This window comes from Actinoplanes sp. NPDC019969 (assembly GCF_055562375.1).
The window spans coordinates 118,159-139,175 of sequence record NZ_JBVHFK010000011.1 but is presented as its reverse complement, the minus strand read 5'-3'; the positions used below and the strand labels follow the sequence as shown (position 1 = coordinate 139,175).

Genomic DNA, 21,017 nt, shown 5'->3' with positions numbered 1-21,017 from the left:
CATGTTCACTCACCGTAAGCGTTCCCGTCGGACCCGGCGCGTTGTCCTGTTCGCGGTCAGCGCGGCGGTCGTCGGGGCGGGCGCGATCGTGACACCGCAGGCGTTCGCCGGCACCCGGGCGGGCTTCTTCGGCTTCGGCAACCGCAACGGCTTCGGCAACGGCAGTGCGGCAGGCAACGGCAGTGCGGCAGGCAACGGCAGCGGCAGCGCGGCGGGTAACGGGGGCTGCAGCGACGTACAACTGGTCTTCGCCCGGGGCACGGGCGAACCGCAAGGTCTCGGCATCGTGGGGCGGCCGCTGGCGCAGGCGCTGGCGAGCGAGTTGCCCGGTCAGAGCGTGACGTCGTTCGCGGTCGTCTACGCGGCCGCCGCCAGCCAGGCGAGCGCCGGTCCCGGCGCGACGAACATGAGCCGGCACATCGCCGCCGTCGCCGCGGACTGCCCGCAGACACGGTTTGTGATCGGCGGGTACTCGCAGGGCGCCAGCGTCACCGACATCGCGATCGGGATCCGCGGCGCCGGCACCGCGGGCGAGGCGATCCCGGAGAACCTCAACGACCGGGTGGCCGCGGTGGTGGTGTTCGGCAACCCGCTCGGCCTGCGGCGGCGCACGATCGCGCAGAGCAGCCCCGCGTTCGGGCCGAAGGCCAAGGAGTTCTGCAACGCCGGGGACCCGGTCTGCGGCGGGGGCAACAACTTCGCGGCGCACCTGGCGTACCCCCGCAACGGCAGTGTGCAGCAGGCCGCGGAGTTCGCCGCCGGAAAGGTGACGGCGGGCTGATCGGGGGTGTGTTCGTGTCCCGATCGGGTAGACGGACGACCATGCGCATCGGGAACACACAGGTCCGATTCCTCGGCGGGCCGGCCGGCTGCCTCGGCATGATCGTGGTGTCGATCCTGCTGTCGGTCGCGCTGACCGTGCTGCTCAACGTCTTCCTGCGGTGACGTCCGGCCCGGCCCGGGCATGAGTGGTCATGCCCGGGCCGCGATCCGGTGTCATGCGGGTGGGCCGCCGGGGCCTTCGGCGGAGCGCGCCAGGAACGCGTTGTAGCGGGCCAGGTCGTCCTCCGCACCCGCCGCGGTGGCCCGGTCGGCGGCCCGGTCGACGCGTGCCTGCTCCCGTTCGTCGCTGCGGACCCACTGCCGGATCAGCACCAGGACGATCACCGCCGCCGGCAGCTCCCCGAACGCCCACGCCAGGGAGGCGCCGAGCCGCTGGTCGTCGAGCAGCGGGCCGGCCCACACCGGGTGCACGGCGGTGTACCAGTCCGCTCCGATCACGCTGGTGGACTGCAGCAGCACGAACCCGAAGAACGCGTGCGCCACCATCGCCAGGAAGTGGATCAGTGTGAGCAGCGCCGGATGGGCCCGGCGGCGGCCCGGATCGGTGCCGATCAGCACCCAGAACAGCAGATATCCGGCGAGCACGAAGTGGGCGACCATCGCCAGGTGCCCGGCGTGGTACCGCATGAGGGTGCCGAGCATGCCACCGAAGTAGAGGCCGTACAGGCTGGTCACGTAGATGGCCAGAGCGACCAGCGGGTTGCTGAGGAACCGGGCGGCCCGGCTGTGCACGATCACGAGCAGCCATTCCCGTACGCCGCGCACCTGCGGATCGGCGGGCCGGCGCAGCGTGCGCAGAGCCAGGGCGACCGGGGCGCCCGTCACGAGCAGGATCGGCACCACCATCGACAGCACCATGTGCTGCACCATGTGGACGCTGAACAGCACATACGCGTACCGCGCCACCCCCAGCCCGGTGATCGCCGCGAGCAGCAGCATCCCGCCGACCCACGCCGCGGTCCGGGCGAACGGCCAGGAATGTCCGGCGCGCCGCATCCGGGCCACCCCCACCAGGTAGACGCCGATCCCGGCGACGGCGACGCCGAGCAGGAACAGGTCCGGCAGCGGGTCGCCGAGCAGCCGCCCGGCGGTGATCGGCTCCGGCGCGGTGAAGCCGAGGATCTCGGTCAGCGGATCCGGTTCGGTGAGTTCGGCCGGCTCCGGCGTCGGGGTGCGCGACAGGCCGGTGGCCAGGCCGACGGCAGCGCCGAGGACGGCTAGTTCACCGGCCGCGAGCCGCCAGAAAGCGCGGGGGCGGCCGGCGGTGAGAGCGGGCAGCGTGTGCTTGCGGTGGGCGGCGCCCGCCAGGCCGACGACGATCAGGAGCAACAGCTTGAGGAGTACGAGTACGCCGTACCCCGAAGTCAGAAAAGTTTCCAGGCCGTCCAGGCGTACCGCCGCGTTGGCGGCGCCGCTGATCGCCGTGGCGGCGAAGCACCCCAGCGCCAACCGCGAGTACCGGCCGGCGACGTCGGCGAAGCCACGAACCCGGCGAACCGCGAACAGCCCGGCGAGCCCGCCCACCCACAGCGCGGCCGCCACCACGTGCACGGTCAGGCTGGACACCGCGAGCTGATGGTCACCGGAACCGGCGGCGTGCCCGGTGAACGCCGGCGGCACCACCGCGACGATCGCGGCGAGCGCCGCGGTGGCGGCGAGCCCTCGGGACACCCCGGCCCGGGTCAGCACGGCCACGAGCAGCGCGAGGCCGCCCTGCAGCAGCAGCGCCTGACCCTGACTGATGGAGACGGCGAAACTGAAGATCGCGGCGCCACCGAGCCCGGCCACCGGCTGCCCGAGAATGTCGGAGACGGTCAGCGCGATCAGGGCCAGCGCGCTGAACGCCCAGGCCAGAGCGAACCAGGTGGTACGGCGGAGCAGCCGCCACCCGTGGGCACTCACGCTCGGCCCGTCCCCGGGCAGCAGGAACGCCGCCGTCACAGCGCCGCCGACGGTCAGCACACCGAACAGGTTGGTCAGGAGTTTCGCGGCCGGCAGACCCCACCAGGTCAGCGGCCCGGGGCTGGGAATGCCGGGCAGCACCGTGTCGTCGACCCCGCCGCCGAACACCAGCGCTCCCAGCAATGCCAGGAGTGCTCCCGCCGCTACCACTACCGGTGTCGCCCACTTCACGTGCGGTTTCTCCTCACCTGCGGTTTCGCCCCAGTGGTCGTCGGGCAGCCGCGGATAGTTCCCCGTGAAGATCAAGATGTGATGTCGTCGATCAGCCGGGCCACCAGCGGCCGTAAGGCGTTCGATCGTGCGCGGCGCAGGCGGACATCCGCGGGTTGAAAGGTGCCCGGAACCGTAGCGGCCCGGACGGTCCACGGCGCAAAACTCACACCGCATCGGACGCCGGTGGCCCGGATAGGCTGGGCGGGTGACCGTGTACCCGCCGCCGCGCATCAGGGCACGCCGTGCCCGGCCGGTGGTGCTGGTCATGTTGCTGTTCCTGGTCGCGGCGGCCGCGTTGTTCTCGGCGGCCAGCCCGCACCACCAGCGCCACCACACCGAGGCCGTCGCGGTGGCCGAGCCGTGCCCGTCACACGAGCACGCGACGCGGCTGGTCAACGAGCACGACCACGACCACGGCGCCGGCTGGACGCCCCGGCTGAACCAGCGCCTGCGGGTCGCCGGCCAGGCCATGTCCCTCGCCACGATCGTGGCCTCGCCGCCGTCCCCGGCCTGCGGAGCCCCCGCCGCCGCGACGGCGGACGCCCTGCCCGAGGTGGTGCTGAGCCGGCTGGGTGTGCTGCGCATATAGGAGCTGGGTATACCCCGTCCCGCTTCTGTTGCTGCGCGCCCCCGGAGGACGTCCTGCGTACGACCCATGCCCATGGAAGCCCCAAGAATCTCCTCGTCCACGACCGCTGGGGCCGCCTCGGCCGCCCGGTCGTGTTGTTGCACGACCTGGGTTACGACCGGACCATGTGGTGGCCGGTCGCCGCCGAACTGGGCGACGACCTCACCGCCGTCGCCGTGGATCTGCCCGGTCACGGCCGGTCCGCCGTACGCGATCGGGCAGGTCTTGATCTGCTGACTCACGACCTGGCGATGCTCGTGTACCGCCTCGACGCGGCCCGGCCACCGATCCTCGTCGGCCACGGCAGGTCAGCGGCGCTCGCCGAAGCCCTCGCCGACCGGCTCGTCACCCACGCGGTGATCACGATCGGCAACGAGGACCCGGATCCACTGTGCGGGGTGCCGGAGGCGTACCACCAGTTCGCCCGGGTCGACCCCGCATGCCTCGCCCCCTACCGCGGCTGGCATCCCACCCCGGCCTGCCAGCCGGCGGCGCCTGCCGGCCCGGACCGTGTCGTGACGGCCCGAACCCTGCACCTCGGCGACGAGCACTTCCCGCACCTGCGTGACCCCGCCGGATTCGCCGCCCTGCTACGCGGCGTGCGCTGACGGTTGTGGGTGGTGGTGCAGTGCCCGGATGAACCAGTCGAACACCGGTGCGAGCGAGGGCACGGCGGGCCACCCGTTGACGACGGAGAGGAGGCGCCAATACCGCTCGACGCGTGGGTCGTTGGCGACCTCCAGCCGGAGCAGCAGGTCGGCGCGGTAGTCCCGGCTGTCGGCGCGCTCGAACGTGCGCGCGTAACCGGCGACCAGGTCGGTGACGACGGCGGCGGCCGGCGCCGATGACGGTGGGATCCCGGCCGTGATGGCTGCCGTCACACGGTCGCGGACGTAGCCGGTCAGGTCGTGGTGCAGGCCCGTCCGGTCACCGTCGGCACGTTCGGCGGCCTGGTGCCGGGCCATCCGCTGGATGCCGGCTCGGAAGTCGGTGTCCTGGACCAGCTCGGCGAGCTCGATCCAGGCCTCGACCTGCTCGGCGGTCGGTTCGTCGGGCAGGTTCGGCATGGCGGAGTGGAGCAGACCGACCAGTTCGGGGTTGGCGTCGACAGCACCGAACGTGCTGTCGACGAAGTCGTGGATGATCCGGTGACGTTCGGTTTCGGACAATTGGACGACACGGTGCATGAGTTCCATCTCCTTGGGGCCGGCGTCCCGCTTCGCCGCCATGCGCAACACCGCTCGGCGTACCCTCAACGTCTTGATCTGGATGTCGAGCGCCTCCGCATGGAGAGCGGCCGCCTGCGGCACGGTGAGGTCCCCGGTGAGCACCCGCTGGACGGTCGCCAGGTCGAGCCCGAGGTCACGCAACAGGCGAACGAGCTCCAGGCGGGTGATCGCGCTCAGGTCGTAGCGGCGGTGGTTGGCGGGACTGCGGTGGGTGGGTGGCAGAACACCGGCATCGGACCAGAACCGGATCGTGCGCACCGGCAAGCCGGTGTGCCGGGCCAGGTCCCCGATCGAATACAGCGTCTTCTCGTCCACGCGGACCAGCCTCCTACCTCCAGTAGGTGGAGATGCAAGCCCGTCAGGCCGGGCGGGTTCGGCGGCGTACGAGCATCGCCGCGCCCGCGCTGCCACCCGCCAGCAGCGCCGCGGCGGCGAGGGACAGGAGGAAGCCGGGGCTGCCCGGATTCAGCGCGGTGTCGCCGACTGTCGCGTAGACGAACGTGCTCGGCGCCGCCCCGATCGCGGTGCCGAGCAGATAGCTGCCGATCCGGATCCCGGTCGTGCCGAAACCGTAACTGACCAGGCCGAACGGGGCGACCGGAAGGATCCGCAGCAACGCCACGCCCAGCACGCCCCGGCGGGTCAGCCACGCGTCCACCCCGGCCAGGCGGTCCCGGCCGGCGACGAACTCGCGGCCGAGCACCCGCCCGGCCGCGAACGCCAGCAACCCGGCGAGGGCGGCACCGGCCAGCACGTACGCGCCACCGGCGAGCGGCCCGAACACCAGCCCGGCGCCGGCGGCCAGCACCGAGCGCGGCACCAGGGCGGCGAGCAGCAAAGCCGTCGCCAGCACGACCACCACCGGCCCGGCCGCGCCGAGCCCGTCGACCGTCGCCGCCAGCCGGTCCGGCTTGGGCACGCCGATCACCGCGACGGCGGCGGCGCACACCAGGATCAGGGCGGCCAGGAGCGCCATACGTACGGCGGGACGGCGGGGAAGCATCCCGCCAGTGAACCAGCCGCAGGCCCGTAGCCCTGCCGGGGGGTGCAGGGGATCAGGAGGCCGAGGAGAACAGCGTCTCCGGCTGCTGCCGCGCCACGACAGAAATCGCGTAGGCCGATGAAGCGCGGCGCCAGTGAGTCGGCGAAATCGTCGTGGTCGGACATGTTCTAGCGTCGGGTTAGATGTCGGCTTCTTCGCAGGTCGCCGGGTCGTAGCGGGTCCGCAACTGCTTCAGAGTGATCTTCGTCGAGTGCTGCGACGATGGCCCGCACGAGGCCTGAAGCGAGGATGCGCGCCGGACCGTGCCCATCGTCCTCACCGATCGGTTCGTCACCGAGGATGCCTAACCGGCGGGCTCGCTCACCTGCCACTTCGATGACGCCGGCAGGTAGTGCCGCCCTTGCCCGGCCGTGTCGAGATCAACGGACTCCCCGGGCCTGCGGCGGCGATGCCCGGCGTCTCGTTCTCGTAGAACAGCCGCCGTGCCCGGAACCGCCACGACGAGCGTCGATAGGTGCCCGATGTGCCCCATCCTCACCGGATGGCGCTCTGCCACCGCTAGCCCGGGCGGAGGTCAGCCCTGCAAATGCACGGATCTGCCGATGAGAGTGAATTTGACGCGGTCGAGTAACTGCCACGTAATTCTGATTGATTGCAAAACGGCAGAAAAATGAATGGCTCAACGCGATAGATCAGTCGACAAAATGACTGGTCCTGATATCGTGTGTACGACGCATTTTTGGATGACTAAGCCTAATATAAATTCGAGCAGCTCGGATCTCATCGAGCTCATCCTGATGATTTCCCTGAATATGGCGCAACGCTAGCTCCTTGGCACCCTGAACGTCAACGCCGAGAAAGCTCCCGCAGCGAACGCCCGCAACGCTTGGATCGAGCCGTCAATCGGGCAGCGTGACTCCGACACCTCGAATGTTCGTTGACCGCTGCAATCGTTGTTTCTGACACCCCGCAACGTCCCTTGGTGCACACTGCTGATGAAAGGGGCCGCGACCATGAGTGATTATCCGGAGGGGCCACCTGATGGCCCCTGGTTTGAGCCAGTCAGAGATGCCGCATCAGCGGGACAGGTGGGCGAACCGACCAACATCTGTCGCGTGGTGGCGATGGTGCCGCTGTTCACCGGTGGGGCTGATGATCTGTCGCGGGAGTTCTACGACATGGGATTCGGCGAGATCGTCGGACGTAGCTACTATTTGCGCCCAGAGGATGTAGTGCAGGCGATTGGGCTGGCGCTAATCGAGCCCGCCAGCCGGGTCGAGCTATGGACACGATTCATCCGCAGTAATTCGGCAGCCGATGCGATCGCTTTTGTTCTAGCAATACTCGCCAGTCGTAACGAGCGGGAGTCGGCGGCGGCTGCGGCTGCACTGGATGGCCTGATGCGGCACATGGGCATCGCAACGCAAGACGACCCGCTGAGGCAGAACGTTCCGATGGAACTGATCGACAGCGATGACCCGCACCGAGGAGTAATTGAGTGGGCTGATGGCCGCGGCTGGGGCTTTCAGTTCAACATGTTCGTTGGCCGGCTTCGCCGGGCTTATGTGTCCCAGGGAATTGTTTTCCTCCAGAGGATTGTGCGTCGTCGGCTTGAACAGGCGTTACGGTCGCCGGACCATGTAACACGGGGGTTCGCTCTCGCCGTAGCTATCGAGCAGTCCCACGACGAACCGGATGAGCCATCCGAACTGCCGATGGCCACTCCTACAGGAAGGGTATCGGTGCTGCTGCACGGCACGTGGGGGTGGACGAGTCGTTGGTGGCGTCCCAACGGTGATTTTCACACCTATGTCGATTCCGGCCTGCCGCACCTCGGTCTTTACACCGGTGGTGCACGGCCGCACTGGACTGGAGCGCTGCGAGTAGGGCACCGGCGACTCGCCGCGCGGGATCTGGCGGACTGGGCCGCCGACCTAGCGCCCGGGGGATTGCATGCGGTTTTCGCGCACAGTTACGGCGGCGAGGTCGCCGCACGAGCCATCTGCCAAGGACTGCGTATCGATCGGCTGGTCCTGCTAAGCGTGCCAGTCAACGCGCACATCGAGAGTGCCGCCAGATCCACACCAGGAATCGTGGATGTCCGGCTCCGATTCGATCCCGTACTCGCACTTATTCCCGGAACGCGCCAGAGAATTCCAGGTCTTTCATTTCTCGCACCCCGTTGGTGGTGTCTCGACCACGGGGCGACACACCGGGCCGTGGTGTGGACGGCGCATAGATTCGCAAGCCGTGCGGGCCTGTGACTGCAGGGCCCACGACGGCTTGGTAAGGCTTCTAGGGAATATGCAACGGGCAAGGCTTCCCGTTTGGCTATAGGTCGATACCCATATGAGAGAATGAGCGTTAGCAGGCCGCCCCGGCGACTATCTGAAGACGTACTGATCTGCCGCCGAGCGTGCGACCGGTCGCTGCGAGAACCACTCAGGATGGGTCGGGGTGATCAACTGTTGGCTCACGCTGAGCTGGAAAGGATCCGGAGAATATGACATCCTGTCCGATGTGAGTGATTGGGTCTCGGACCAGGTCAAGAATAGCGACTTCGTCGAGGTGACAACCAACCCGATCCGGTGGGAGCTATTACCGCTGGATGCGGCACCACTTCCGCTGATCAAGTTGGGGCATCGGTACTGGGCTTTGGCCGTTCCAGGTGGAGGGCCGAGTGAGAACCGGTGGCGCGAGCAGCCCGCCGCCTTGGCCGCAGAGTGGGGTATCCCCACTGGCCGGCTCGCTAGCGTCGCCGCAGCGGGGGTGCGGATGGTCGTGACGAACAAAACTTGTCCTGTCTGCCAGGAGTCGTTGTCGCTGCGTACCAGGGGCGATCTTGAGGCGCTACGCGACGGCACTCCGATCGATCGCTGCGTCGCCTGTGACGAGACTTTCAGTCAATCGATCGCTAAAAATACCGGAACTGAGGCACTGCAACGGTATGCGACAGCCGCCCGCCGATGGCGCGACCGCACCGCGCAAGAACATGCGAAAATATTGTGGGGCGCGAAGATGCAGTCGTTCATCGCCGACTGGACTCGGCGACGGCCGGCGGTCACGGTCGTTCCCCCGGTTGCGTCGGTCCATGACGAGGCGACGGCATACGCGCTGCTTACACAACATCGCTATGCGAACCCATTTCCGCCGCCGCTGTGGCGCTATGATAGTGATCCCATCTCGGCTGCCTTTGGCTGGGAAAGACCGCTAGCGCCGACGCCCCGACTCGAACAGGAGTTATTGAAGGGCGTGCAGATCAGCGAGCTTCTTTACCCCGATCCGGCAACCCGTGCTGACGCGTTCGCGTGGGGCGCCGAATGCCGAAACGCGTGGCGCGAGGCAAGAGGGCCTTCGCGCGATGGCTCAGAAGTTCCTGAGATCGACCTTCGGATGGTCTGCTGGACGGCGGGCGACGGTGCTGCCGATGAGGGCCCTCCACCTGCCCTCCTTGCGGGACAGTTGGAGCAGCGACTTTTCGATGCCGAGATGTCCCATGAACGGCGGGACGGTTTCGTTGTGCTCGCTTTCCGCCTTCTCAAGGAGGAGGCGTATGCGGCGTTTAACTATTGGCTCGCGGGAACCAGAGTCGCCGAGCCCACTTCGGAGCAGCGGGATCAGTTCCTCGGCCTCGCGGGCGAGGCGCTGACGCGTTGGCCGCTTCCGGTCACGTTGCAGGCTGTGCAGCTGGCGGCGGAAGGCGCCTGTAACACGGTCAAGTCACACGGCGCCGTAGCGAGCAAGACCGCAGTGAGCTATGCACTTCATCGTTTGGCCAGTTTCGAGTGTAAGAGTATGTGGAACAAACGCATCGGAAATCGTGAAGTCTCCGCCTACCGTTACCGCCGCCCCCTCTCGGTACTCACAAATATTGTCATCAAAAAAATTTTGAATATGGATCCCGCCACTATTATCGCCGCTGACCTTCAACAGGTATCCGAAACTGCGGCCCGACGGATCCAACCGGTCAATAACCACCAGGCCGAAGCTGGTTTGGGTCAGGGATGACGTACCGTCGGCTGTCTCTGAACGGGCCGAACGACACACTGTCATGCCGCGAGTTGTGCGTCGGTAGCAAGGCGTTATGCGTCCCGAAACCACCCGACCACTGGAGCGTTCATGTAGTCGTCCTCGTGCTCAGGCGGCCAACGATCGCGTAGAGCCTCCACCACCTCGCCGCCCACGGCGTCGGCAACGGCGCACGGAGGTGAGTGCAGGCACCCAGGAACGCCGGCTTCCGCAAAGCTGCGATGCATCTCCCACGCTTGCGCCAACTGCTCCTCGGTCAGGCGGTGCAGAACGTAGACGCGAGGCTCGAAATCCCAGTGCTCGCCGACGTCGTTGGTGACCATGACGAACCAATATTCGCGACCGTCATACAGGGCAACGCCCGTGAGGGGACCGTCGTACCAATCGCTGAACCATAATTTCCGTACCTCGGACAGCTCAGATAGACCCGAGAGGCGAGAAGCGGCATGCACGATGTCGACCATACTGCTGGGCAGTCTGCCGCCCTCATCTGCCGCAGAGAAGGCTCTGCGGCATCACAGTTGCAGCAGTGCTGGCTGGGCGTTGGGCCGGCCGTAGGTCAAAATTCGCGCCAGCGAATTCCGCAGGGCGTCGATGGACGCGGGCTGCACAGCCAACCGAATCTCGATTTCGGCGTCGCTCAGGCCGAGGTCGCCAAGGGCGTCGCTGTCGAGCACGACCCGCATGCGGTCACCATCGACGGTCAGTTCGCGGACGCATCCGTAGGCCGTCCCGTGGTGCTCTGTGACGAGGCAATAAGTGTCCATGCCCAGCCTTACGTCCTGGTCATCCGGAGGTTCGGCGCCGGCCTGGAAGACGAGTGAGCGACCGGAGCCGTCGTCACACTCGGCAATGCCCGCGATAGAACAGTTGTCATCATCGTCGACGCCGACAATATGCGCCACGAACTCGATCGCCATACGGCACTTCGTACCATGAACCACCCGGCTGATGCCGACACCCTCTTCTGCCGCGATGCGCGCCGGTTTCGACAGGGACGTCAGTATCACAGCGGGTTCCGCCGCGTCTCGGCTCCGGCTCGCGGGGCACCCGGGTCATCTTCTCCGCTTTTCAGGCAGCCACAAGGCGAGTTCCGGCACGAGCATCTCGGTCAGGTCCTTGCCGAACACGCAGATCGTCTGCTCCCAGGGGTGACCGAAGGTTCCCTGCTTGAAGTCCTGGGTGATCAACGCATGGTAGTCGCCGTTGGGTAAGGCCGAGACACGCCACGACTGCCCTTCGACGGCCTGCCGATGAGGCCAGAAGTAGTACGACGTGTGCTGCCAGTCCAGAGCGATCAATGGAAGATCGGCAGAGAAGACGGCGGTCATGGCAGAAAGAACCTGCTCGTTCAGCGCGTCCTCGTCGGCGGAAAAGTCGCTAGCACCCTTGAAGACAGGACTGAGGTCGAACGTCACCGAACCGGCTGGCTCCTTGATCGCCGGCCATGTGGCGGGCTCTACGCCGGGCCGAAAGTGGAAGCGGTCATCGAAGGGGGTCCAAAACTGCTCGTAGTCCCGGATCTGCTGCCACGCATCGTTATCCCATTTCGGCCCAGACACGAGATAGATCGTTGCACCCTGGACTCGTTCGATCACACGCGATACCGCACCTACCGATTCAGGCGCGTGGGGTGGGGATGAGGAACGACCTCTCATGCCGCAGAGAACGCGCGCTGGGTCCCCGTCGTAGCCCGCGCAGCGCGCTGACCGGCACGCATACACCCTCGCTGCGGTGCGGAATCGAGCTATCTGCCGCGACGCGCGCTGGCGCTTGCGCACCGTCACTTCACGTTCAGGTGAGGCCGACCGGTGCCGGGCGCAGTGGCTCGCCGTCCAGGTCGGACGTGCCCGGAGGAGCCCACCACAGCGTGTCCTCCGGCGTCAGGTACGGGAAGCAGTACCGTCCACCGTCGGCGTACCTGCTGGTGCCGCCGCCGCGCAGGAGCGCATCGGCCGTCGCGGCCAGGTAGGTGCCGAGGCTCGGCCACGCGTCGCGGAAGGTGCCGCGGTCGTCGTGGTAGGCCCAGCCCAGCCGCCCGTGGCCGGGGCCTGGTCGCAGGTCAATGATCTGCGCGTCGCCGTCGATCTCGGCGAACGGGATCCAGAGGGGGTGCCACCACGGCTCGTCGCCGCCCTCCTCGACCGGCTTCCGCCCGTCAGAGTAGCCGGCAATCTCCATGCACATTTCGTGATGCGCGACGATCTGAGCGACCTGGAGCGGGGGCTGCCCGGGGAGCACGTTGTCCCACCCCCACCGGCTCAGCCCGTCGTGGCGGCGCAGCGACTCGACCAGCTCGGGCGGGAACGCCACCCGGAGCCGGGCCTCGGCGGCGGCGATCTCGGCCGGGTCGGCGGGGCCGGCCAGCAGCTCCGCGCTCCGCGGTGCGTGTCTCGCCATCCACCTCTCGATGGCCGACCAAGCGTCGGTGACCTGTCCCATGGTCGGGACCGTAGCGCGCGGCTCTTGAACTGCACAGCCTCTACTGTGCGGAGGCGACCGAGCCCGGTGAGGTCATAGCCAGAGATCACCGAAGCGCAAATGGCTCACCAACAGAACGTCGAATTGCTTGAACCGAACATCCGGATCTGCCGCCGAGCGGGCTACCTGCTGCCCTGTGATCGGTGGTGAACCCACGGCGTGCCGGTCAACGAGCCTCGTTGGTCGCTAGCCTTTCCCCGGTGGCTGCTCATGTACCCTGCCGCCCATGGCATGCCGCGGGATGTTCTTTGCGCTCACTGATGATCAAGAAACAGCGTTGATGGCGACGCGTGACGACTCCGAGGTTCGACAGTTCGTTGACGAGTTGGAAATGGGCGACTGGGAAGGCGAGCCGTTGGACTGCGAGACGGACAAGGCATGGGATGCCATCCACCGGTGTCTGAGCGACGGCACTCTCGGTAGCGGTAGGCGCCTGTCCTCGCTGGATATGGCGGTACTTGGCGGCGGCCACCACTACGAAGGCGAGGATTACGTCGTGGCGCACCTGCGTTCTACCGAGGTCGCCCAGGTTGCTGAAGCCCTCGCAGCGGTAGACCAGACTTGGATGCGCCAGCGCTACGACCGCATCAACCCTGAGGACTACCAAGGTGTCCTAAGCAATGAAGATTTCGACTACACCTGGTACTGGTTCACCCAAGTACGGGACTTCTACCGCAAAGCTGCAGCTGTAGGCCGTGCAGTTATTTTCACCGTTGATCAGTAAGCCGATCCTCTGCACCGCTTTCCCTGCAGCCGGCTTACCTAACTGGCACCCCTCTGTGTCAAGGGGCGGTGAGCAGCGGTGTTCTATGGTGGTCTTCGGCGGGTCCGGGAAGTGACTTCTCCGAAGTGTCGATCTTGGGGTTCGGGTCGGCCGCGCTGGATTGCAGAGTCGCCCCTACGTGTCCTCCCGGGCCCGTCCTGAGCCGTTTGGCGTCGGCGGTCATCTGTCGGTAGACCACGTCGGAGAGCCGGCGTTTCAGCGCCCGCATCGCTTCCATGGTGGTCTTGCCGTCGGCGAGTTTGCGCCGGTAGTAGCGGCGTCCTTCGGTGTCGTTGCGCAGCTGGACGACGGCCATGATGTGCAGGACCCGGTTGATGCGGCGGTTGCCGGCTCGCGACAGCCGGTGGCGGTTCTGGTCGCCGGAGGATGCGTCGATGGGGGCGGTGCCGTTCCAGGAGGCGAAGCGGCCGCGGCTGGTGAACCGGCTGACGTCGCCGATGTCGCCGATCAGGCGTGCGGCGCCGGACGGGCCGATGCCGTGCAGGTCTTGCAGCGTGCTGCCGGTCGAGGCGACGAGGTCGGTCAGCTCACCGTTCGCGGTTTTGATGTTCTTGTCGATGGTGACAAGTTCGTGGATGAGTTCGGAGGTCAGCCAGCGGCGGGTCTTGCCGACGACGTCGCGGGGCCGGACGGTGTTGAGCAGGGCGCGGGCCTGCTGGGCGGACAGAAACTTCTTCGCTCCACCGGGAATGAGTTCCAGCAGCAGGTGGTGCAACCTCGACACGATCTCGGTACGGGCTCGGCCGAGCTGATCACGGCGGTCGACGAGTAGCCGCAGCGCCACGGTGGTGTCATCGATGATGACGTGTCGCAGTTCAGGCGTCCGCAAGGCGACGACGGCGACGCTGTGGGCGCCGACCGGGTCGGTCTTGCGGCCTTGGCCGGTGGAGAAGACCCGGGCGCGGGCGGAGAGTTTCGCGGGTACGTCCAGGACGGTCTCGCCGTCGGCGACCAGGCGTTGAGCGACGTGCCGGCCGATGCCGTTGCAGCCCTCGACCGCCCAGATCCGGTCGGTGTGCTTGCGGCCGGCGGTGAGCATGGCCTGGTGGCCGTCGGTGTCAGTAGCGAACCGGCCCTTGTCGGGGATGCGTTCGCGCTGGTCGATGGCCTCGATGGTGGCGGAGCGTTTGTGCGGGTCGACGCCGATGATGACCTGGCTCATGTGCTTGCCTCTCCCTCGATCCGACAACGTGTCGGCGGGAGGGCAGCGCTACTTTGAGCTGGGCATACCCCTCTTGAGCCACTCCGCGCCACGGTGACCGGCAGGCGCATGCCAATTGAGAGTCACACCAAATACCTGCGGTGGACAGCCGCGAGCGGGCGATCCCACCGGTCACCTCGACCAAGCCTGGCCGGGCTGCGGTCGTACTTCAATGAAACAAGTAGCCGCGATTCGTGCGATGGCTGGATCGGCCGTTGGTGCTTGCCCCGTCGCCGGAGGTGCCGACGGGCAGGGTCGCTCGGGGCGGGAAGCCGTAGCGGTCTCGGTTCAGGCCGTCGGGTGATCGACACGCCGCCGTCCTTCCCCCAGCATCGTTCCTATGAGCGATAAGACCCTCGATAACGCAGCGGCGATCATCAGAGCGCTAGTCGAAATTGTCTGCGAGTCGTCGGTGTCGCTATCACACGATCAGCAAAGACACCGCAAGACGGACGACCTCCAAGCACTCGCCGCCGATCTGCGCGAACGTTCTTCGCTCGACGATGAGAGGTTCGACGTCGTCCGCCGAGAGTGGCGCCATCGACTGGCCGGCCTTCTAGCACCGGCTAATGAAGATTGCTGACCGATCCACGATCGCGCACTGCGCACTCTCGTGCCGCGATATGTGCGCTGCGCCACGTCACGGCCGACGTGCGCTGCCCGGCGCCCGCTCGCGCCGAGAGGAGTGCGTTGGCTACCACCTACTGAGCATTAATGATCGGCCCTGAACCGGGCCTCATTCTTCTCATTGTCGCGGGTCCGTTTTCCTTTACGTCACCGTCATCTCGACGTCGGGAGCGGTCCTTCTATGTCCGTCCCTGAAGGCACCGGCGGCAAGTCGATCCAGGCGAGCGGCCGCAATTCACGGTTGCAGAGCATCGGCCCACGCCGGTAGTCGTGCAGCACCACATGCGCGTCGTCCAGATAGAACCCGAGCAGTTCGAGCCCCTCCTCCGCGGACTCCAGCCTCGCCACCGGCGTCCGGTTCGGCCAGCTCCACACGGCCGTCTCGTGGTCGGCGCTGGGATGCGGCAACATCAGCAGCTGGTCCCCGGCCGGCGCGAAATCCGCCGCGTCGACGTCCTCGGCGAATCGCTCCACCGTCAGGGAACCGTCGACGACTTGAGCCAGACTCACCACGCAGCCGTCCTGCCCGAAACCCGCAGTCAAGAGAACAGAGCCGTCGAACGGGTGGGCCAGCGCAAATACGCTCGCGCCCGCCACGTCGAGGCCGTGCCGGTCCAGGATCTGCCCGTCTGCGCTGACCAGATATGCCCAGTTTTCGCTGCCTTGTGCGGTGATCAGCACCTGCCCGCCGGGAAGCATGGTGGCGGAGTCGGCCGCACCGATCGCCACCTCGTGCCGGTCACCACCGGCCAGCAACGTGACGGTCCGCTCGCCGCCGAGGACCACCACGCCCAGCCCTGGTTCAGCGGCGAGCAGCCGGACTTGGTCGCCGACGTCGACACTGCGGCGTTTCACCGGCCGCAGCCGCTCGTCGAGAGCCTCCACCGCGCCCTCGGCGAGCCGGAACCGAGGCCCAACCCCGAGCTGCTCGGGTGCCAGGTCCCGGCCCACGATGAGCCCCGCCGGAACAAGGTCGACAAGCTCAGCACTTACACGTCGCACTAGATCATCCTGTCAGCCCGCGGCCTCCAGTAGAAGAATTGCATTCGGCTGGGCATCACCGAAGAACTCGTCTGCCGCATATCGCGTGATTGCGGCAGGGAGCGTTCATAGTGACGGTGGGTTGAAGGAGTTCTCCGGGAACCTGGACCGACTCGAACGGTGCCGCCATCCTTGGGTTCAGTGACGCGCGCATACCCGGCATCGCGCGCGTTGGGCAAGCCTGGCGCACGAGACTACAGCGATCGCTAATGCTGGACCATAAGATTTTCACGTCACAGGGCATGCTGCGGTTGCTCAAGATCGAGCGTCCTCTTCTGCCGCGATCCGCGATTCGCGCTCGGATCGGGTCGGCATCCTGCCGTGCCGATGAGAGCTCACGTGATCAAGGCGGACTTACCCGGTCGGACTTGCCGATGATCGTGCATCGAAGTCCCTATGGCACGTCAGGTGGATGCTGGCGCGCGAGCAGGGCCTTCCGGCTGATTAAGACCCGGTAGGAGCGAGTTCGGTCAGGAGCGTCCTGCATATGGTGGACTGAAATTTCATCATCCGGAATTTCTGACAGCCGAATTCCGAACTCCTCCAGCAGGCGCCGGGAAGCCTCTTGCTTGACTTCGGCGAGCACATCACCGATGGCGAGGGGGAGCCAGTCGTCGGGCTGCACCATAGAGAGTCACCCCGCTCATCTCTTCGGTCGACCTCGCCGATGATTTTGCGCCGTCGTCCGCCGCGCGATCAAGCACCGACCACACCGTCACGGATGTGTACTGTCCAGGCGACGAGCCGGCGGCAGACCCAGATCGGCGCTACATGACGTCCGATCATGCCGCCCACAACGTGCTGTTCAGGGTTGTGAAGCGTCTGGCTCGTCGGCATCCGGTGACCAGTAGAGCGATGCGGACCACCACCGGCCGTCCGCGGTTATCTCGAGGTGGCCGCGCTGGCGCGGTCACCGGCCTGGCGCCGGCCGCCGTTCCCGCCAGACGGCGGCCGCGGCCGGCGCGTCACGAGGCGTGACCCGAGTGGCCGGTCAGTCGGTGATCCAGATGCCGTAGTCGCGGGTCGCCGTGCCGAAGTCCTGGAAGCCCAGAATCGTGTTGTTGCCGACGTATGTGTAGTTGTTGATGCCCTTGGCGATGGCGTTGCCACTGGCCGACGGTCCGAAAACGGGGCCGCCGCTGTCGCCGCCGCGTACCGCCGGGCGGCCGTCCACCTGGCGCGCCTCGACGGCGTCTCCCGAGTCGGTGTTGAACTTCTCGACCCGCAGCCCACAGACCGGGCCGCCGGTGTCGCGTGCCGAGGAGCCGCCGGACTGGCACAGGTACTCCCCGGGGAACACCCAGTCCCAGCCCTCGACCGTGGTGACCGCGTTACTGTCCAGGCCGCCCATGTACATCACGTTGTCGGCCCCGCCCGGGGTGTGGATCAGCGCGATGTCGTGGTCGTCGCGGTCGCCGGTGAAGGTGCCGACGAACTCGCCGGCCCCGTCGCGGATCGTGTTCCCGTTGCTGCCGCAGTGCCCGGCGGTCAGGATGAACTCCGCGTCGGCGTTGCGGACCGCGAAGCCGGTGGTGCAACGGGAGTTGCCGTTGATCTGGTCGGCGCCGCCCTTCCACTGCGGCCAGTCGTCCCGGCGGCTGGTCAGCACTTTCGCCCCCTGGTCGACCACCTCGACCGGCACCCCGACCGCCGGCACCTGCGCCCTGGTGAAGCCGGCGCCTCCGGCGACGTCGACGACCACGCGGCTGCCATCCACCGCGTACTTGATGCGCGGCTTCCGCTCGGCCAGGGAGGTGCGCAGCCGGGCGCCGGCCGCGCGCAGCTCGGCCAGCGAGTGGGTGGCGGTGGCGATTCCGATGGGGGCCGTGTGCCGCGCGTCGGCGACAGCCCGGCGGACCGGGGCTGGCACGGTGCCCTTCCACCAGAGCACGACCCGCTCGTCCTGCAGCTCCAGGCCGGCGTAGCCGGAGCTCCCGCCCGGGTCGACGGCGCGGCGGATCGTGCCGGCGGCCTGCACGAGCGGGACCTGCCGGCGTGCCTCGGCGGGGAACTCGAAGCGGTGCGCGGCCGGTTGCGGGGCCGGCTGCGCAGTGGCGGGGGCGGGGGCGCCGGTGATGACCAACGCGACGGCGATGCCGAGGGCAGCCCCTGGGCGCCTGTTGTCGTTCATGCGGTGTGCCTCTCCACGCGGGGGACGAGTCGAGCATGGGATCGACGACAGTCTATAAGTAAAGTTTCCTTATCCGGGAGTTCTTGATGGGTGTTCCTCGCGGCTGCGGCTGGCTGGGCGTCGTGGTCCGGGCCCACGCTGAGACCTCGAGTGCGGCCTGTTGAGCGACAGGTGGATGAGCATGTTCCCGTGGCGGGCAACGGTGCCGTTGGCGAAGGTCAGCGATGACAGGCAGGGCATGCACGTACGAACGCGTGCGGTTCCCGCCTCTGCGATCTGTCCTGGGTGCAGCACGGCGTCGCCGCGGGTGCGCGCCCTGTACCAGCGGCGGGTGGCGGAGCTGTCACGAACCGTCGTACCTGCAGGTGGGCCGGCTCCGGGGGCCCGGGGACTCCGAAGGCTTCACGGTGACCGCGTCCACCGCGACGGAGGTTGACGCGCAGGGCCGGAGTCGAGCCGTGTATGTCGATCGCCGACCCGCCTGAGGCGCTCCCAGGTGCTCAGATCGGGCCGCCGGCCAGGACGACGGCGACGCCGGCGGCGGCCGCGGCGGACAGGGTCAGCACCGGGCCGCGGCGCAGGGCGAGGGTGAGGACGGCGGCGCCGGCGAGGACGGCGTACTGCCAGGCGTGATCGAGGGCGAGTGCGAGGGGTACGGCGGAGCCCAGGATCGCGCCGATCGCGGCGGGGCCGGCGCCGTCGAGGAACGCCCGGACGTGCCGGTTGCCGCGGAGCCGGTCGAAGCGGTCCGCGCCGAGCAGGACGAACGCGAACGACGGGCTGAACGCGACCACCGCGGCCAGCAGGCCACCGCCGATTCCGGCTGCGGCGTAGCCGACGACGGCGACGGTGTGCACGACCGGCCCGGGGGTGATCTGGCCGAGGGCGACAGCGTTGAGGAACTCCGCCCCGGTCATCCAGTGGTGCTGGTCGACGGCGTCGGCGCGCATGAGCGGGATGATGACGAACCCGCCGCCGTACGACAGCGCGCCGACCTTGAGCGCCGTCCAGGCCAGCGACAGCAGCACCCCACCGCCCGTGGCGGCCGCGGCCAGCACCGGCAATCCCACATGCGGCCGGGGCGGTACGCCGGGCGGGCGCTGCAGCAGGACCTCGGCGAGACCGCAGGCGACCAGCAGCAGGACCAGCCACGGGCCGACGGTCGCGGCGGCCACCGTACCGATCAGCAGGTAGAGAACCCATCGCAGGCGGCTGCTCCGCTCGGGCGCGCGCTGCCATCCGGGCGGCATCAGGCTGGTGCCGGCCTGCACGGCGATCGCGGCGACAGCGGCGCCGGCGCCCGCGCCGGCGGCGCGTACCCACAGGGGCGGGTCACCGAGGAACAACGCGGCGAGCGCCAGGATGGCGACCAGGCCGGGCACGATGAACGCGGCGCCCCCGGCGAGGGCGCCGGCCCGGCCGCGGACCCGCCAGGCGCAGAAGATCGCCAGCTGGGTGGAGGACGGGCCGGGCAGCAGGTTGCAGGCGGCGACCGCGTCCTCGAACTCCCGCGCGTCGAGCCACCGGCGGTCGTCGACGCAGAGCTTGCGCAGCAGGGCGATGTGCGCGGGCGGCCCACCGAAGCCGATGCAACCGATACGGCCCCATTGCCTCAGCACGGTGGTCAGGTCGGCGCGGTGCCGGGTGTCAGGCAACGCCGGCCCCGGCCGGCTGGAACAGCTCGACGGGGTTCCCGGCCGGGTCGTCCAGCACGACCTGGCGGCCACCGGGCCCGCTGATCACCTCGCTGCGGAAGGCGACGCCGTCCGCGCGCAGCCGGGCCACCGCGGCGTCGATGTCGTCGACGAGCAGGTGGATACGGTTCCAGCCGCCCGGGCGCGGGACCCTGCCGTCCGGCATGGCCCGGCCGGCGGAACTGTCCGGCCCGGACAGCAGCAGGCGCAGGTTGCCACGGCGTACGTCGGCGAAGGCGGGCAGGAACGTGGTGATCGGCGCGAACCCCAGGTGGCGGGTGTAGAAGTCGACGGCGGCCTGGACGTCGTCCACCAGATAGCGCACGTGCACGGTCTGATCACTCATGACTTCTCCTCGTGGAGGGTGTGCAGCAGGAACTCGATCCGCTCGGCGAGATCGCCGGCGACCGTCTCGAAGGCGGGCCGCCCGGCCGGATCCCGGGCGGGGTCCGGGGTGCTCCAGTGGACGGTCGTGCCCGGGAACTCGGGACAGACCTCCTTGACCCGATCGCACAGGGTGACGACCCGGTCGAACCGCCGGCCGGCGACCTCGTCGAGGTGCTTGGCCCGGTGCGAGGTCAGGTCGATGCCGCGGTCGGCCATCACCGCCACGGCGTGCGGGTGGATGGGCTTGGGGTGGCTGCCGGCGGACACGACGTCGACCCCTGCGGCGGTACGGGCCCGGAGCAGCGCCTCGGCCATCTGCGACCGCGCGCTGTTGCCGGTGCACAGGAACAGCACCCGGGCGCCCGTGACCGGCTCGGCAGCGGGCGGCCGCAGCCGCAGTCCCGGATGCAGGCCGCCGCCCGCGCCGGCCAGCAGCCGCGCACAGCGGACCAGGTCGAGGCGGTAGTAGGTGTCGCGCCCGTCCGCGGTGCTGCGCCGGGCGGTCACCAGGTCGGCCTTGCGCAGCTTGCCCAGGTGATAGGAGACCAGGTTCTGCGGCTGGCCGACCAGCGCGGTGAGCTCGTGCACCGCGCGGTCGCTGTGGGCGAGCGCGCCCAGCAGCCGCCACCGCAGCGGATGCCCGGCTGCGATCAGGACCTCAGGCGGAGCGTCGAACCCCATGCCCGCACAATACATCAAACCAATTTGATGCATCCGCCGGTCGATGCCGTGCGAACACCTTGCAACGGAACTCCGATGTAACG

General features: G+C 68.0%; 22 protein-coding genes. 8 read left to right on the top strand and 14 right to left on the bottom strand.

Translation table 11 applies throughout. The annotated features are described in order from the left end of the window. Window position 1: 1 nt before the first annotated feature. Together ACZ3II_RS30275 and ACZ3II_RS30270 are read left to right on the top strand one after the other, a co-directional pair. Window positions 2–781 (top strand): cutinase family protein, encoded by a 780-nt coding sequence (locus tag ACZ3II_RS30275; RefSeq protein ID WP_465521613.1) that lies wholly within the window; start codon window positions 2–4, stop codon window positions 779–781. Between the two features lie 41 nt (window positions 782–822). After that, the gene (locus tag ACZ3II_RS30270; RefSeq protein ID WP_465521611.1) at window positions 823–945 is read left to right on the top strand and encodes a hypothetical protein; all 123 of its coding nucleotides are present in this window, start codon (window positions 823–825) and stop codon (window positions 943–945) included. A gap of 51 nt (window positions 946–996) precedes the next feature. Here the strand turns inward: ACZ3II_RS30270 and ACZ3II_RS30265 are convergent, their stop codons facing one another. After that, a complete protein-coding gene (locus tag ACZ3II_RS30265; RefSeq protein ID WP_465521609.1) occupies window positions 997–3,051 on the bottom strand; it encodes a bifunctional copper resistance protein CopD/cytochrome c oxidase assembly protein in 2,055 nt (684 codons plus the stop codon). A 172-nt stretch (window positions 3,052–3,223) separates the two neighbouring features. On the opposite strand from ACZ3II_RS30265, the gene ACZ3II_RS30260 reads away from it, so the two are divergent. Together ACZ3II_RS30260 and ACZ3II_RS30255 are read left to right on the top strand one after the other, a co-directional pair. Then, window positions 3,224–3,607 (top strand): hypothetical protein, encoded by a 384-nt coding sequence (locus ACZ3II_RS30260; protein ID WP_465521607.1) that lies wholly within the window; start codon window positions 3,224–3,226, stop codon window positions 3,605–3,607. A gap of 137 nt (window positions 3,608–3,744) precedes the next feature. After that, window positions 3,745–4,254 carry an alpha/beta fold hydrolase gene (locus ACZ3II_RS30255; RefSeq protein ID WP_465521605.1) on the top strand — a complete coding sequence of 170 codons (510 nt, stop codon included), beginning with the start codon at window positions 3,745–3,747 and terminating at the stop codon, window positions 4,252–4,254. Here ACZ3II_RS30255 and ACZ3II_RS30250 read toward each other — a convergent pair. Together ACZ3II_RS30250 and ACZ3II_RS30245 are read right to left on the bottom strand one after the other, a co-directional pair. Continuing rightward, entirely contained in the window at window positions 4,237–5,190 is a 954-nt protein-coding gene (locus ACZ3II_RS30250) for a helix-turn-helix domain-containing protein (protein ID WP_465521603.1), read from the bottom strand. The genes ACZ3II_RS30255 and ACZ3II_RS30250 overlap by 18 nt on opposite strands. Window positions 5,191–5,233: 43 nt before the next feature. Next, window positions 5,234–5,878 (bottom strand): TVP38/TMEM64 family protein, encoded by a 645-nt coding sequence (locus tag ACZ3II_RS30245; RefSeq protein ID WP_465521601.1) that lies wholly within the window; start codon window positions 5,876–5,878, stop codon window positions 5,234–5,236. Between the two features lie 1,013 nt (window positions 5,879–6,891). Between ACZ3II_RS30245 and ACZ3II_RS30240 the strand changes: the two genes are divergently transcribed. Next, on the top strand, window positions 6,892–8,142 hold the full coding sequence (locus ACZ3II_RS30240) for a hypothetical protein (protein ID WP_465521599.1): 1,251 nt from the start codon (window positions 6,892–6,894) through the stop codon (window positions 8,140–8,142). A 256-nt stretch (window positions 8,143–8,398) separates the two neighbouring features. Next, window positions 8,399–9,886, top strand: coding sequence for a hypothetical protein (locus ACZ3II_RS30235; protein WP_465521597.1), 1,488 nt, complete (start codon window positions 8,399–8,401; stop codon window positions 9,884–9,886). A gap of 74 nt (window positions 9,887–9,960) precedes the next feature. Here the strand turns inward: ACZ3II_RS30235 and ACZ3II_RS30230 are convergent, their stop codons facing one another. The 4 genes from ACZ3II_RS30230 to ACZ3II_RS30215 all read right to left on the bottom strand — a co-directional run bounded on the left by ACZ3II_RS30230 (window position 9,961) and on the right by ACZ3II_RS30215 (window position 12,307). After that, complete coding sequence (locus ACZ3II_RS30230) at window positions 9,961–10,371, bottom strand: hypothetical protein (protein ID WP_465521595.1); 411 nt, start codon at window positions 10,369–10,371, stop codon at window positions 9,961–9,963. A gap of 51 nt (window positions 10,372–10,422) precedes the next feature. Further along, entirely contained in the window at window positions 10,423–10,827 is a 405-nt protein-coding gene (locus ACZ3II_RS30225) for an Imm10 family immunity protein (protein WP_465521593.1), read from the bottom strand. 135 nt (window positions 10,828–10,962) lie between these two features. After that, window positions 10,963–11,505, bottom strand: a complete 543-nt coding sequence (locus ACZ3II_RS30220; protein WP_465521591.1) for a DUF2716 domain-containing protein — start codon at window positions 11,503–11,505, stop codon at window positions 10,963–10,965. Between the two features lie 196 nt (window positions 11,506–11,701). Further along, entirely contained in the window at window positions 11,702–12,307 is a 606-nt protein-coding gene (locus ACZ3II_RS30215) for an SMI1/KNR4 family protein (protein WP_465521589.1), read from the bottom strand. Window positions 12,308–12,614: 307 nt separating this feature from the next. Between ACZ3II_RS30215 and ACZ3II_RS30210 the strand changes: the two genes are divergently transcribed. Then, on the top strand, window positions 12,615–13,112 hold the full coding sequence (locus ACZ3II_RS30210) for a YfbM family protein (protein ID WP_465521587.1): 498 nt from the start codon (window positions 12,615–12,617) through the stop codon (window positions 13,110–13,112). Window positions 13,113–13,170: 58 nt separating this feature from the next. On the opposite strand, the gene ACZ3II_RS30205 is transcribed toward ACZ3II_RS30210, so the two are convergent. Continuing rightward, entirely contained in the window at window positions 13,171–14,334 is a 1,164-nt protein-coding gene (locus tag ACZ3II_RS30205) for an IS110 family RNA-guided transposase (RefSeq protein WP_465521585.1), read from the bottom strand. A 379-nt stretch (window positions 14,335–14,713) separates the two neighbouring features. Here ACZ3II_RS30205 and ACZ3II_RS30200 point away from each other — a divergent pair, with 379 nt between their 5' ends. After that, window positions 14,714–14,956, top strand: a complete 243-nt coding sequence (locus ACZ3II_RS30200) for a hypothetical protein (protein ID WP_465521583.1) — start codon at window positions 14,714–14,716, stop codon at window positions 14,954–14,956. Window positions 14,957–15,153: 197 nt separating this feature from the next. On the opposite strand, the gene ACZ3II_RS30195 is transcribed toward ACZ3II_RS30200, so the two are convergent. The 6 genes from ACZ3II_RS30195 to ACZ3II_RS30170 all read right to left on the bottom strand — a co-directional run bounded on the left by ACZ3II_RS30195 (window position 15,154) and on the right by ACZ3II_RS30170 (window position 20,934). Continuing rightward, complete coding sequence (locus ACZ3II_RS30195) at window positions 15,154–15,951, bottom strand: hypothetical protein (RefSeq protein ID WP_465521581.1); 798 nt, start codon at window positions 15,949–15,951, stop codon at window positions 15,154–15,156. A gap of 484 nt (window positions 15,952–16,435) precedes the next feature. After that, on the bottom strand, window positions 16,436–16,669 hold the full coding sequence (locus ACZ3II_RS30190) for a hypothetical protein (protein WP_465521579.1): 234 nt from the start codon (window positions 16,667–16,669) through the stop codon (window positions 16,436–16,438). 363 nt (window positions 16,670–17,032) lie between these two features. Then, window positions 17,033–18,172, bottom strand: a complete 1,140-nt coding sequence (locus ACZ3II_RS30185; protein ID WP_465521577.1) for a chymotrypsin family serine protease — start codon at window positions 18,170–18,172, stop codon at window positions 17,033–17,035. 500 nt (window positions 18,173–18,672) lie between these two features. Continuing rightward, window positions 18,673–19,827 carry a chromate efflux transporter gene (gene chrA, locus ACZ3II_RS30180; protein WP_465521575.1) on the bottom strand — a complete coding sequence of 385 codons (1,155 nt, stop codon included), beginning with the start codon at window positions 19,825–19,827 and terminating at the stop codon, window positions 18,673–18,675. Further along, window positions 19,820–20,212: a VOC family protein gene (locus ACZ3II_RS30175; protein WP_465521572.1), complete on the bottom strand. Its 393-nt coding sequence runs from the start codon at window positions 20,210–20,212 to the stop codon at window positions 19,820–19,822. Before ACZ3II_RS30175 ends, chrA begins: the two co-directional genes overlap by 8 nt. Next, window positions 20,209–20,934, bottom strand: coding sequence for an arsenate reductase/protein-tyrosine-phosphatase family protein (locus ACZ3II_RS30170; protein ID WP_465521570.1), 726 nt, complete (start codon window positions 20,932–20,934; stop codon window positions 20,209–20,211). The genes ACZ3II_RS30175 and ACZ3II_RS30170 overlap by 4 nt, the downstream gene beginning before the upstream one ends. Between the last annotated feature and the right edge of the window lie 83 nt (window positions 20,935–21,017).

Excerpts from the sequence above, each read along its gene's own strand:
- ACZ3II_RS30200 (WP_465521583.1), top strand. The coding sequence starts at position 14,714 with ATGAGCGATAAGACCCTCGATAACGCAGCGGCGATCATCAGAGCGCTA.
- ACZ3II_RS30175 (WP_465521572.1), bottom strand. The coding sequence starts at position 20,212 with ATGAGTGATCAGACCGTGCACGTGCGCTATCTGGTGGACGACGTCCAG.
- ACZ3II_RS30245 (WP_465521601.1), bottom strand. The coding sequence starts at position 5,878 with ATGCTTCCCCGCCGTCCCGCCGTACGTATGGCGCTCCTGGCCGCCCTG.
- ACZ3II_RS30225 (WP_465521593.1), bottom strand. The coding sequence starts at position 10,827 with ATGGCGATCGAGTTCGTGGCGCATATTGTCGGCGTCGACGATGATGAC.
- ACZ3II_RS30190 (WP_465521579.1), bottom strand. The coding sequence starts at position 16,669 with ATGGTGCAGCCCGACGACTGGCTCCCCCTCGCCATCGGTGATGTGCTC.
- ACZ3II_RS30170 (WP_465521570.1), bottom strand. The coding sequence starts at position 20,934 with ATGGGGTTCGACGCTCCGCCTGAGGTCCTGATCGCAGCCGGGCATCCG.
- ACZ3II_RS30230 (WP_465521595.1), bottom strand. The coding sequence starts at position 10,371 with ATGGTCGACATCGTGCATGCCGCTTCTCGCCTCTCGGGTCTATCTGAG.
- ACZ3II_RS30270 (WP_465521611.1), top strand. The coding sequence starts at position 823 with ATGCGCATCGGGAACACACAGGTCCGATTCCTCGGCGGGCCGGCCGGC.
- ACZ3II_RS30275 (WP_465521613.1), top strand. The coding sequence starts at position 2 with ATGTTCACTCACCGTAAGCGTTCCCGTCGGACCCGGCGCGTTGTCCTG.
- ACZ3II_RS30185 (WP_465521577.1), bottom strand. The coding sequence starts at position 18,172 with ATGAACGACAACAGGCGCCCAGGGGCTGCCCTCGGCATCGCCGTCGCG.
- ACZ3II_RS30205 (WP_465521585.1), bottom strand. The coding sequence starts at position 14,334 with ATGAGCCAGGTCATCATCGGCGTCGACCCGCACAAACGCTCCGCCACC.
- ACZ3II_RS30210 (WP_465521587.1), top strand. The coding sequence starts at position 12,615 with ATGGCATGCCGCGGGATGTTCTTTGCGCTCACTGATGATCAAGAAACA.
- ACZ3II_RS30215 (WP_465521589.1), bottom strand. The coding sequence starts at position 12,307 with ATGGCGAGACACGCACCGCGGAGCGCGGAGCTGCTGGCCGGCCCCGCC.
- ACZ3II_RS30240 (WP_465521599.1), top strand. The coding sequence starts at position 6,892 with ATGAGTGATTATCCGGAGGGGCCACCTGATGGCCCCTGGTTTGAGCCA.